A 12,372-nucleotide genomic window follows, 5' to 3' on the forward strand; every position below is an offset into this window, starting at 1 on the left:
TCAGCGGAAGCCGTCGGGCTCCGTCGTCGCCTCGTTCAGCGAGGCGTCGGCGTAACCGCGGCAGTAGTCCCAGGTGACGTAGGCGTCCGGCTCGGGATCGTAGGCGGGCTCGTGCGGGCGGACGGTGCCGTCGACCAACAGCTGCAGCAGGTTGGCGCGCAGCATGTCCCAATCGTGATAGTGATCCTGCTGGCAATCGTCACAGCAGACCACCAGGCCGCGAATACCCTTGTGCGCCAACAGTGCTTCGTAGACCGCCAGATCGGCGAGATCGGCTTCTACGGCGCTGCGCTCCTGCGGGTCGAGTGGAAGACCGGGCTCGATCGCATCAAGAGCCGCCGAGGGATCGGACGGGTCATCGGCGAACGGGTCAGGTGGCAGGCCCGGCGGGAGGTCATCACGCACGGATCTAGCCTACGCAGCCGCGCTGGCTTCGCGCCACCGGTTGCACGGCGTGCCGCGCCCGGGCCGAGCCTGGAGGTCATTGCCGATAGGATGGCCTCTTAGATTCACGACTGTTGCTAGTGGAGGCTCCACCCATGTCGATCGCTGAAAGCAGCGTCCCGCTCGCCTTACCGGTCCCTACCGGCGGCGACGATCCGACCAAGATCGCGATGCTGGGCCTCACCTTCGATGACGTACTGCTGTTGCCGGCCGCATCCGATGTCGTGCCCGCCAACGTCGACACGTCCAGCCAGCTCACCAAGCGCATCCGGTTGCGGGTGCCGCTGGTCAGCTCGGCCATGGACACCGTCACCGAATCGCGGATGGCCATCGCGATGGCGCGGGCCGGCGGTATGGGCGTGCTGCACCGCAACCTGTCGATCGCCGAACAAGCCGGGCAGGTCGAGACCGTCAAGCGGTCCGAGGCAGGAATGGTCACCGACCCCGTGACGTGCTCCCCGGAGAACACTCTCGCCGAGGTCGACGCCATGTGCGCCCGCTTCCGCATCTCCGGTTTGCCCGTGGTCGATTCCGCAGGTGCACTCGTCGGGATCATCACCAACCGAGACATGCGGTTCGAGGTGGACCAGTCCAAGCCGGTGTCGGAGGTGATGACCAAGGCGCCGCTGATCACCGCCCACGCCGGGGTCTCGGCCGAGGCCGCGCTGGGCCTGCTGCGCAGGCACAAGATCGAGAAGCTGCCGATCGTCGACGGCAACGGCAAGCTGACCGGACTGATCACCGTCAAGGATTTCGTCAAGACCGAGCAGTTCCCGCTCTCGACCAAGGACAGCGACGGGCGGTTGCTCGTCGGTGCGGCCGTCGGCATCGGTGACGATGCCTGGACGCGCGCCATGACGCTGGCCGACGCCGGTGTCGACGTGCTGATCGTCGACACCGCGCACGCGCACAACCGGCTGGTGCTCGACATGGTGAGCCGGCTCAAGGCCGCCGTCGGTGAGCGTGTCGACGTGGTCGGCGGCAACGTCGCGACCCGGGCCGCCGCCGCCGCGCTGTGCGATGCGGGCGCCGACGCGGTCAAGGTCGGTGTCGGCCCCGGCTCGATCTGCACGACGCGCGTCGTGGCCGGCGTCGGTGCACCCCAGATCACCGCCATTCTGGAAGCTGTCGCCGCCTGCTCCCGCAAGGGTGTGCCCGTCATCGCCGACGGTGGCCTGCAGTACTCCGGTGACATCGCCAAGGCGCTTGCCGCGGGGGCCTCCACCGCGATGCTGGGCTCGCTGCTGGCAGGCACCGCCGAGGCCCCCGGTGAGCTGATCCTGGTCAACGGCAAGCAGTTCAAGAGCTACCGCGGGATGGGCTCGCTGGGCGCCATGCAGACCCGTGGACCGCAGAAGAGCTTCTCCAAGGACCGCTACTTCCAGGACGACGTGCTCTCCGAGGACAAGCTCGTTCCCGAGGGCATCGAGGGCCGGGTGCCGTTCCGTGGGCCGCTGTCCACGGTGATCCATCAGCTGACCGGCGGGTTGCGGGCCGCCATGGGGTACACGGGATCGGACACCATCGAGCATCTCCAGCAGGCGCAGTTCGTGCAGATCACCGCGGCGGGGCTCAAAGAGAGCCACCCGCACGACATCACGATGACTGTCGAAGCCCCGAACTACTACGCCAGATAAGGCGCCCGATCAGGCCCGAAAGGGGCTTTCCACATGCGTGACATGGTTGAAATCGGCATGGGCAGAACCGCCCGCCGCACCTATGAACTCGACGACATCAACATCGTCCCGTCCCGGCGCACCCGGTCCTCCAAGGATGTCTCGACGGCCTGGCAGCTCGACGCCTACCGGTTCGAGATCCCCGTCGTCGCACATCCGACCGACGCGTTGGTGTCGGTCGAGTTCGCCATCGAGATGGGCAAGCTGGGCGGTCTCGGCGTGCTCAACGGTGAGGGCCTCATCGGTCGGCACGCCGACGTCGAGGCCAAGATCGCCCAGGTCACCGATGTTGCGGCCGGCGCATCCGATGAATCCGCCGCGATCCGTCTGCTCCAAGAACTGCACGCCGCACCGTTGGACCCCGAGTTGTTGGGCGCCGCGGTCGCGCGCATCCGGGAGTCCGGGGTGACCACCGCCGTGCGGGTCAGTCCGCAGAACGCTGCCGCGCTGACGCCCTCGCTGGTGGCCGCCGGTCTGGATCTGCTCGTCATCCAGGGCACCATCATCTCGGCCGAGCGCGTCGCCAAGGATCACGACGGAGCCGGCGAACCGCTCAACCTCAAGACCTTCATTTCCGAACTCGACGTCCCCGTGGTGGCCGGTGGCGTGCTCGATCACCGCACCGCCCTGCACCTGATGCGCACCGGAGCTGCCGGCGTTATCGTCGGGTACGGGTCGACCTCGGGGGTCACCACCTCAGATGAGGTGCTCGGCATCAGTGTGCCGATGGCGACCGCGATCGCGGATGCCGCGGCCGCCCGGCGCGAGTATCTCGACGAGACCGGCGGCCGCTATGTGCACGTGCTGGCCGACGGCGATATCCACACTTCCGGTGACCTGGCGAAGGCGATCGCCTGTGGCGCCGACGCGGTGGTGCTGGGCACCCCGTTGGCGGTCGCCGAGGAGGCCCAGGGCGGTGGCTGGTTCTGGCCGTCGGCTGCGGCCCATCCGTCCTTGCCGCGCGGAGCACTCCTGCAGGTCGGGCTGGGGGAACGTCCGTCACTGTCGAAGGTGCTCACCGGCCCGTCGGATGATCCGTTCGGCTCGCTCAATCTCGTCGGCGGCCTGCGCCGTTCGATGGCCAAGGCGGGCTACTGCGACCTCAAGGAATTCCAGAAGGTCGGCCTGACCGTCGACGCATAGTCGATCGGGCGGCGGGCGGACAGGATCGCGGAACCACAATCTCTTTACAAGTTAGGCGTCCCTGTCTAGCTAGTTACCCGTCGGTAGGCCCATAATGGTCGGATGAAGCCTGACTATGACGTCTTGATCATCGGTTCGGGATTCGGCGGCAGCGTCAGCGCGCTGCGCCTCACCGAAAAGGGCTATCGGGTCGGGGTACTCGAAGCCGGCCGACGATTCGCCGATGAGGACTTCGCGAAGACCTCCTGGAACCTGCGTAAGTTCCTCTGGGCGCCGCAGTTCGGCATGTACGGCATCCAGCGCATCCACCTGCTGCGCAACGTCATGATCCTGGCGGGTGCGGGTGTCGGCGGCGGATCGCTGAACTACGCCAATACGCTCTATGTCCCGCCGGCGCCGTTCTTCAACGACCCGCAGTGGAAGGACATCACCGACTGGCAGTCGGAGTTGATGCCGCATTACGACCAGGCCAAGCGCATGCTCGGCGTGGTCACCAACCCCACCTTCACCGACGCCGACCGGATCATGAAGGAGGTCGCCGAGGACATGGGCGTCGGGGACACCTTCGTACCCACGCCGGTCGGGGTGTTCTTCGGCGAGAACGGTGAGAAGACACCCGGCAAGACCGTGCCCGACCCGTACTTCGGCGGGGTCGGCCCGGCCCGCACCGGCTGCATCGAGTGCGGCGAGTGCATGACGGGCTGCCGGCACGGCGCCAAGAACACCCTGCTCAAGAACTATCTCGGGTTGGCCGAGCGGGCGGGCGCGCAGGTGCATCCCCTCACCTCGGTGCGCGAATTCTCCCAGCGCCCCGACGGCGTCTGGGAGGTGCACACCGTGCGCACCGGGGGCAAGTTGCGCCGGCGGAAGAAGACCTTCACCGCCAACCACCTTATCCTTGCGGCGGGCACCTACGGCACCCAGAAGCTGTTGTTCCGGATGCGCGACAAGGGGAAGCTGCCTCGCTTGTCCGATCGGCTCGGCGTGCTCACCCGTACCAACTCCGAGTCCATCGTCGGCGCCGGACGACTCACCGTCGGTGAAGATCTCGACCTCACCCATGGCGTGGCGATCACCTCGTCGATCCATCCGACCGCCGACACGCACGTCGAACCCTGCCGGTACGGCAAGGGCTCGAATGCGATGGGTCTGTTGCAGACGCTGATGACAGATGGCACCGGGCCCGAGGGCACCGATGTGCCGCGGTGGAAGCAGCTGCTGGAAACCGCGCGTAACGACCGTCGCGGCACGCTGCGCCTGCTCAACCCGCGTAAGTGGAGTGAGCGCACGATGATCGCGCTGGTCATGCAGCATCTGGACAACTCGATCACCACCTTCAGCCGCAAGACCTGGTTCGGCTACCGCATGCTCGACAGCAAGCAGGGCCACGGTCTGCCCAACCCGACCTGGATTCCCGCGGGCAACGAGGTGACCCGACGGATCGCCGAGAAGATCGACGGGGTTGCCGGTGGCACCTGGGGCGAGCTGTTCAACATCCCGCTGACCGCGCACTTCCTCGGCGGCGCGGCGATCGGCGACAGCCCCGAGCACGGCGTCATCGACCCCTACCACCGGGTGTACAACTATCCGACGCTCTACGTCACCGACGGTGCGGCGATCTCGGCGAACCTGGGAGTCAATCCGTCGTTGTCGATCACCGCGCAGGCCGAACGGGCTGCTTCGCTGTGGCCCAACAAGGGCGAGGACGACTTGCGGCCAGCCCAGGGTGAGCCCTATCAGCGGCTGGACCCCATCGAGCCGGTCAAGCCCGTCGTCCCGGTCGAGGCGCCCGCCGGACTGCGACGGCTGCCCATCGAACCGGTGTCCAAGCTGTCACCTTCGGCATAGACCCGCACGCGACGGTGCGCTCAGATCGAGGTCCTCACGGATTTCTCGATCTGAGCGCACCGTCGCGGTGGTGAACGCAGCTACTTGACGGCCGCCTCCACGCGGTCGCCGAGATCCTTGTCGACATTGCGCCAGTACTCGAACGCGCGTTGCAGCACCGGCTCGGACACCCCGTCGGACAGATGCCCGGCGATGTTGGACACCAGACGATCGCGTGCCGCGTCATCGAGCACATCGCGCACGAGCGTCCCGGCCTGACCCCAGTCGTCGTCCTCGGCGTGCAGGCTGTATGCGGCGCGCACCATATCGCCGTCGGCATGCCAGAGCGGTTCGGCCGTGCGGGCCGGATCGGCCGCCGGACCGCTGTAGGAGTTCGGCGCATACACCGGGTCGGTGACGTTCGTGACCCGCATCGCGCCATCCTTGGAATAGCTGTGCACCTCGGTCTTCGGCGAGTTCACCGGGATCTGCTTGTAGTTCACTCCCAGCCGGTGCCGGTGGGCATCGGCATAGGCGAAGTCCCGCGCCAGCAGCATCTTGTCCGGGCTCAGTCCGGTGCCGGGCACCGCGTTGTTGGGTTCGAAGGCCGCCTGCTCCATCTCCGTGTGGTAGTCGGTGACGTTGCGGTTCAGGGTCAGCTTGCCGACGTCGATCAGGGGATAGTCGGAATGTGGCCACACCTTGGTCAGGTCGAACGGGTTGAACCGATAGTCCTTGGCGTCCTCGAACGGCATGATCTGCATCTTGAGAGTCCAGCTGGGGAACTCGCCGCGCTCGATCGCGTCGAAGAGGTCGCGCTGGTGGGCATCGCCGTCCTTGCCGGCCATCTCGTCGCCCTCGTCCTGGGTGTAGAACTCGATGCCCTGATCGGACTTGAAGTGGTACTTGACCCAGAAGATCTCTCCCGCGGCGTTGATCCAGCTGTACGTGTGGCTGGAGTATCCGTTCATGTGTCGCCAGGTGCGCGGGATGCCGCGGTCGCCCATCAGCCAGGTCACCTGATGCGCGGATTCCGGCGACAGGGTCCAGAAGTCCCACTGCATGTCGTGGTCGCGCAGGTTGTTGGCGGCGCGCCGCTTCTGGGACCGGATGAAGTGCTGGAACTTGAGTGGGTCGCGGATGAAGAACACCGGGGTGTTGTTGCCGACCAAGTCGAAGTTGCCGTCTTGGGTGTAGAACTTCACGGCGAACCCGCGGGGGTCGCGCCAGGTGTCCGGGCTGCCGCGCTCGCCCGCGACGGTCGAGAACCGGGCCAGCGTCTCGGTCTTCACACCGGGTTGCAGGAACGCGGCCTTGGTGTAGGCGCTGACATCTCCTGTGACCTCGAAGTGGCCGAACGCACCACCGCCCTTGGCATGGGGTTGGCGCTCCGGGATGCGTTCTCGGTTGAAGTTGGCCATCTGCTCGATCAGGTAGTGGTCCTGGAGCAGGATCGGTCCGTTCGGACCGATGGTCATGGAATGCTCGTCGCTGGGTACGGGAATTCCGGCATCGGTGGTGGTGGGCTTGGGCTGGGTGTCGGTCACCGGGTGTTCCTCTCGCGCATGGCTACAGGCGTCCGGTGCGGGTACCCCGCCAGCGAGATATTGACACCACAGTCCGATTTGCGCCGAATGACGTTGTCAGAGTGCGGTATTCGCGTACCCGGTGCATCGGCTGCTGCGCTGATACGATGCGAGGGACAAAGCAGTCTCGTGCGCCATGGTGTTCTGCGAAGGAGTCGACGTGGGAACGGATCGCACCGGCGCGCGCCACATCCGATTGACATCTCACAGCGGCGGACCGCTGGCGCCACCCGTCAGGTGGGGGGCACCCACGGCCGCCGAACGCGGACCGATCGTCGGCACCACAGGCAACCGTGCGCACCGCAATGTCATCGGTACCCACAGCGGTTCCTATGGTGTCTACCGGGCACTGGCCGTGGCTGCCGGGGCGTTGTCCCCGCAGCATCGCGCCGACCTCACCAACACCGCGCCGACCGATGTCATCGGCCCCTATCCGCAGTGGCAGAACCCCGAGGCGATCGTCAGCCTCGATCCCTGGGGTGCGGCAGTGGCCGACGTGTTCGCCGACCAACTGGCCGCCGACCACGACATCCGGCCGACCATCGCGGTCACCAAGGCTCACGTGATGCTGCCCGAGGTCGCCGAGGCGATGCAGAAGGGCAGGCTTGTCCCGGACGGAACGGTGCTGCTCGACGGTGGTGCCGCGGTGGTGACGAAGGTCGCCGTCGAGCCGGTCTGGTATCTGCCGGGAGTCGCGGCCCGATTCGGGTGCACCGAGGCCGCGCTGCGGCGCGCGTTGTTCGAGGAGACCGGCGGGATGTATCCCGAACTGGTCACCCGCGGCGATCTGGAGGTGTTCCTGCCCCCGATCGGCGGGCAGACGGTCTACATATTCGGTGACCCGCGACATCTCGCCGATCCGACGGTCGAGCTCACCGCGCGGGTGCACGACGAATGCAACGGCTCCGACGTGTTCGGCTCCGATATCTGCACCTGCCGGCCCTACCTCACGCACGCCATTGAGGAGTGCATCGCGGGAACGCAGCGCGGCGGCGTCGGGTTGGTGGCCTACTCGCGCAAGGAGGGCCGTGCCCTCGGTGAGGTCACCAAATTCCTGGTCTACAACGCGCGCAAACGTCAGGAGGGCGGCGATACCGCAGACCAGTACTTCGCGCGTACCGAATGCGTTGCGGGCGTGCAAGATATGCGATTCCAGGAGCTCATGCCCGATGTCCTGCACTGGCTGGGCATCACCCGCATCCACCGCCTGGTCTCGATGAGCAACATGAAATACGACGCGATCACCGGATCAGGGATCAGCGTGGGGGAGCGGGTCAACATTCCCGACGACCTGATCCCGGCCGACGCCCGCGTCGAGATCGACGCCAAGATGGCCGCCGGTTACTTCACCCCTGGCCCGGTGCCCGATGCCGACGACCTGAAGAGGACGATCGGTCGGGGGCTGGTGTGAATCCGGCGCAGACCTTGCGCAGCACCGCCGAGATCCGCGCCAGGGCCGGGCATCTGCTGGCTCGCGCCCGCGCCGGCCACTCAGCGTGGTTCACCGTGCACGACGAGGCGCTGCCGGGTGCGGCCGCCGAGGTCGTCGATCTGACGCTGCGCCGCTTCCCTGATCTGGACATCCCGTTCCACAGTCGGTGGCGGCACTTCGAAGCCGGTGGCGTGCGCCGCACCCTGGATGTCGACGGCCTCGACGCGGCCGGACGAGCCCGCGCGATGATCGATCTGGCGGTGGTGAGCGTCCTGCTCGACGCGGGGGCCGGGCCCGACTGGCGCTATCGCGAGGACGGCCGAGAGTTCGGCCGCTCCGAGGGGCTGGGCGTCGCCAGTTGGCACGCGTTCACCGCGGGGGTCTTCTCCTCGGACCCGGCCCGGCCGCTGCAGGCCGACGCGGCAGGTCTGATCGGGCTGGATGCCGACGCGTTGGCCACCGCGATGCAGGTGGGCCCGACCAATCCGCTGGTCGGCTTCGACGGCCGCGTCGACGTGCTGCGCCGACTCGGAGCCGCCCTGGCCGACCAACCAGGAGCATTCGGTGAGCCCGGACGCCCCGGCGGACTGTACGACCTGTTGATCACCGATGCGGCGGCGCCGACGATCGCCGCGCACGACATCCTGACCATCTTGCTGGCCACACTGTCGCGAATCTGGCCCGCCGACAACACCATCGACGGTGAACCGCTCGGGGACTGTTGGCGGCACAGCGCGGTCCCGGGTCCCGAGGCGACCGCCGGCTGGATGCCCTTCCACAAACTCTCCCAGTGGCTGGCCTACTCGCTGCTGGAACCGTTCGAATGGTCCGGGGTCGAGGTGACCGGTATCGACGCGCTGACCGGACTGCCCGAGTACCGCAACGGTGGCCTGTTGCTGGACACCGGTGTGCTGATGCTGCGCGACCCGGACTGGGCATCGCAGACCTGGACACCGGCCGATGAGTTGGTGGTCGAATGGCGGGCCCTGACCGTGGCGCTGCTCGACGAGGTGGCCGACCTGGTGCGCGCCCGGCTCGGACTCGGGGCGGACCGGCTGCCGCTGGCGTGCGTGTTGGAGGGCGGCACCTGGGCCGCCGGCCGCGAGCTGGCGCAGCGGTTGCGCGGCGGGCTGCCACCGTTGACCGTCAGCAGTGACGGCACCGTCTTCTGAGAACGAAAGGAGCGTCGATGACCCTGCCCTCCCAGGTGCATGTGATCGACCACCCGCTGGTCACCCACAAGCTGAACACGCTGCGCCAGAAGGACGTCTCCACCAACAGTTTCCGGCGGCTGGTCAGTGAGGTGTCGGCGCTGATGGCCTACGAGGTGTTGCGTGACATCCCGCTACACCCCGAGCAGATCGAGACGCCGCTGGAGACCATGACCGCGAGCGTGATCGACGGCAAGAAGCTGGTGTTCGTCTCCATCCTGCGGGCCGGCGGCGGAATCCTGGACGGCATGCTGAGCCTCGTGCCGAGCGCCCGGGTCGGCCATATCGGCCTCTACCGTGACCCGAAGACCCACGTCGCCGTCGAGTATTACTTCAAGGTCCCCGACGACCTGCGCGAACGCGATGTCGTCGTGGTCGATCCGATGCTGGCCACCGGTCACACCGCAATCGCCGCGATCGACCGGCTCAAGGAGCACAGCCCGCGTTCGGTCAAGTTCGTGTGCCTGCTCACCTGCCCGGAAGGGCTGGCCGCGCTGCACGGAGCGCACCCGGACATCCCGGTCTACACCGCGGCCATCGACCGTCAACTCGACGAACACGGCTATATCGTTCCGGGCCTGGGCGATGCCGGGGACCGGCTGTTCGGGACCTGAGCACTAGACTGTCCGGGTGGAATCAGCCTCAGTACGTCCGGTGCTCGTCATCGACTTCGGTGCGCAGTATGCCCAGCTGATCGCGCGACGGGTTCGCGAGGCGCGGGTGTTCTCCGAGGTGATCCCGCATACCGCGACCGTCGAGGAGATCAAGGCGCGCAACCCGCAGGCGATCGTGCTTTCCGGCGGGCCGGCCAGCGTCTATGCCGAAGGCGCGCCTCGGCTGGACCCCGCGTTGTTCGATCTGGACTTGCCGGTCTTCGGTATCTGCTACGGCTTCCAGGCCATGGCCCAGGCGCTCGGCGGCACGGTGGCACACACCGGCACCAGCGAGTACGGCCGCACGGAGCTCAAAGTCACCGGCGGAGAACTGCATTCCGAACTCCCCGGGATCCAGCCGGTCTGGATGAGCCACGGTGACGCCGTCACCGAGGCGCCGGAGGGATTCGATGTGGTGGCGGCCAGCTCGGGAGCCCCGGTCGCGGCCTTCGAGAACCGGGCACGGCGGCTGGCCGGCGTCCAGTACCACCCCGAGGTGTTGCATTCGCCGCACGGGCAGCAGGTCCTGAGCCGGTTCCTGCACGAGTTCGCCGGAATCGGGGCCAGCTGGACCCCGGCCAACATCGCCGACCAGCTCGTGGCGCAGGTGCGTGAGCAGGTCGGTGACGGCCGCGCCATCTGTGGTCTGTCCGGCGGGGTGGACTCTGCCGTCGCCGCCGCGCTGGTGCAGCGGGCCATCGGTGACCGCTTGACCTGTGTGTTCGTCGACCACGGACTGCTGCGTTCCGGGGAGCGCGCACAGGTGCAGCGCGATTTCGTCGCCGCCACCGGCGCCAAGCTGGTCACCGTCGACGTGGCCGACCGGTTCCTGGAGGCTTTGAGCGGGGTGACCAACCCCGAGGGCAAGCGCAAGATCATCGGCCGGGAGTTCATCCGGGCGTTCGAGGGTGCGGTCCGCGATGCGGTCGACGTGTCCGGCGGCGAGGTCGACTTCCTTGTGCAGGGCACGCTCTATCCCGATGTCGTCGAGTCCGGTGGCGGCTCCGGCACCGCGAACATCAAGAGCCATCACAACGTCGGCGGGCTGCCCGACGATCTGAAGTTCACCCTCGTCGAGCCGTTGCGGCTGCTGTTCAAGGACGAGGTGCGCGCGGTCGGTCGCGAGCTGGGTCTGCCCGAGGACATCGTTGCGCGGCAACCCTTCCCGGGCCCGGGACTCGGAATCCGCATCGTCGGTGAGGTGACCGCCGAGCGGCTGGACACGTTGCGCCGGGCCGATGCCATCGCCCGCGAGGAGCTGACCTCGGCCGGACTGGACCACCAGATCTGGCAGTGCCCGGTGGTGCTGCTCGCCGATGTACGGTCGGTCGGTGTGCAGGGCGACGGACGCACCTACGGTCACCCCATCGTGCTGCGTCCGGTGTCCAGCGAGGACGCCATGACCGCCGATTGGACGCGGGTGCCCTACGAAGTGCTGGAACGTATTTCGACGCGGATCACCAACGAGGTGCCCGAGGTCAACCGGGTGGTGCTCGACGTCACGAGCAAGCCGCCGGGCACCATCGAGTGGGAGTGATCGCTCTGGGCGCCTGAAACGTCCGTGCCGGCGAACGCGGATCTGCTAATTTGCCGTCATGATCAATAATTCGGTTCGTCACGGGACGGTCGCCCTTGCGTTATTGGCACTGCTCGGGGCCGGTTGCTCGAAGAAGGTCGACGAGCCGACGGCGTCACCCGCCAGTTCTGTTGTGGCGGAATCGCATTCGGGCTGTAGCGCGGGTGCTACCCGTCCGGTGCCGGTGCGCATCAAGCAACAGGAGCAGGCACCGGAACCGGAGGCCAAACCCGACCCGCCGGACGGTGTGTACGGGGATCCCGAGGCCGCGAGCCGGTACTGGGTTCAGCAGTCCCAGGGCGATTGCGGGCTGATGGCCACCCGGATGGTGATCGGCGAGGTCAACGGCAATCCGCCCTCGGAGCGGGAGATGATCGACCTGGCGGCGGCCACACCCAGCGAGTGCAGTCCCGGCGAGCCGGTCTATGACGAGAGTTTCGATCCGAGCGACGGCGGCATGGGGCATGGCACCTGTACGACCGACCTGCTGTTGCTCCTTAATCACTTCGGGATCGAGGCCGACTACACCAACGATTCGGTTGCTGCCGAGGGTGGACTGGACACCGGCATGGACGCGCTGCTGGATTATCTCAACGACGACCGGCAGGCGATCGTGTGCGTGAACTCGAAAATCATCTGGGACAACGAGGGAGATCGGACCGGCTGCGGTCACCTGATCACCGTTGCGGCAGTGGATGTTCCGAACGACATCGTCTATCTGGGCGACAGCGGTGGTGACGACACGCGTGGCGAACAGGTCAGTACCGATGTGTTCGAGCAGGCGTGGAGCGCGGGCGACCACGAGCTGGTGGTCACCGGTTGAG

At 67.1% G+C, this 12,372-nt stretch carries 10 protein-coding genes; 8 read left to right on the top strand and 2 right to left on the bottom strand.

The annotated features are described in order from the left end of the window. Positions 1 to 405, bottom strand: a complete 405-nt coding sequence (locus PGN27_RS20230; protein WP_030134599.1) for a DUF5319 domain-containing protein — start codon at positions 403 to 405, stop codon at positions 1 to 3. Positions 406 to 539: 134 nt separating this feature from the next. Between PGN27_RS20230 and guaB the strand changes: the two genes are divergently transcribed. From guaB to PGN27_RS20245, 3 genes are all read left to right on the top strand, one after another. Then, entirely contained in the window at positions 540 to 2,081 is a 1,542-nt protein-coding gene (gene guaB, locus PGN27_RS20235) for an IMP dehydrogenase (RefSeq protein WP_335327713.1), read from the top strand. Between the two features lie 33 nt (positions 2,082 to 2,114). Continuing rightward, positions 2,115 to 3,263 (top strand): GuaB3 family IMP dehydrogenase-related protein, encoded by a 1,149-nt coding sequence (locus tag PGN27_RS20240; RefSeq protein ID WP_335327714.1) that lies wholly within the window; start codon positions 2,115 to 2,117, stop codon positions 3,261 to 3,263. Between the two features lie 102 nt (positions 3,264 to 3,365). Further along, the gene (locus PGN27_RS20245; protein WP_335327715.1) at positions 3,366 to 5,111 is read left to right on the top strand and encodes a GMC oxidoreductase; all 1,746 of its coding nucleotides are present in this window, start codon (positions 3,366 to 3,368) and stop codon (positions 5,109 to 5,111) included. Between the two features lie 80 nt (positions 5,112 to 5,191). Here PGN27_RS20245 and PGN27_RS20250 read toward each other — a convergent pair whose 3' ends face one another. Then, positions 5,192 to 6,568, bottom strand: coding sequence for a catalase (locus tag PGN27_RS20250; RefSeq protein WP_418888661.1), 1,377 nt, complete (start codon positions 6,566 to 6,568; stop codon positions 5,192 to 5,194). A 244-nt stretch (positions 6,569 to 6,812) separates the two neighbouring features. Between PGN27_RS20250 and PGN27_RS20255 the strand changes: the two genes are divergently transcribed. The 5 genes from PGN27_RS20255 to PGN27_RS20275 are packed head-to-tail and all read left to right on the top strand — an operon-like array spanning position 6,813 to position 12,371. Next, positions 6,813 to 8,087 (top strand): GTP cyclohydrolase II, encoded by a 1,275-nt coding sequence (locus tag PGN27_RS20255; protein ID WP_335327717.1) that lies wholly within the window; start codon positions 6,813 to 6,815, stop codon positions 8,085 to 8,087. Next, entirely contained in the window at positions 8,084 to 9,280 is a 1,197-nt protein-coding gene (locus PGN27_RS20260) for a URC4/urg3 family protein (RefSeq protein ID WP_335327718.1), read from the top strand. Before PGN27_RS20255 ends, PGN27_RS20260 begins: the two co-directional genes overlap by 4 nt. Positions 9,281 to 9,297: 17 nt before the next feature. Next, the gene (upp, locus tag PGN27_RS20265) at positions 9,298 to 9,933 is read left to right on the top strand and encodes a uracil phosphoribosyltransferase (RefSeq protein WP_335327719.1); all 636 of its coding nucleotides are present in this window, start codon (positions 9,298 to 9,300) and stop codon (positions 9,931 to 9,933) included. A 16-nt stretch (positions 9,934 to 9,949) separates the two neighbouring features. Then, on the top strand, positions 9,950 to 11,509 hold the full coding sequence (guaA, locus tag PGN27_RS20270) for a glutamine-hydrolyzing GMP synthase (RefSeq protein ID WP_030134617.1): 1,560 nt from the start codon (positions 9,950 to 9,952) through the stop codon (positions 11,507 to 11,509). A gap of 58 nt (positions 11,510 to 11,567) precedes the next feature. Next, positions 11,568 to 12,371, top strand: coding sequence for an HAD family hydrolase (locus tag PGN27_RS20275; RefSeq protein WP_335327720.1), 804 nt, complete (start codon positions 11,568 to 11,570; stop codon positions 12,369 to 12,371). Position 12,372: the final 1 nt, after the last annotated feature.

Source organism: Mycolicibacterium neoaurum (assembly GCF_036946495.1).
GTDB lineage: Bacteria > Actinomycetota > Actinomycetes > Mycobacteriales > Mycobacteriaceae > Mycobacterium > Mycobacterium neoaurum_B.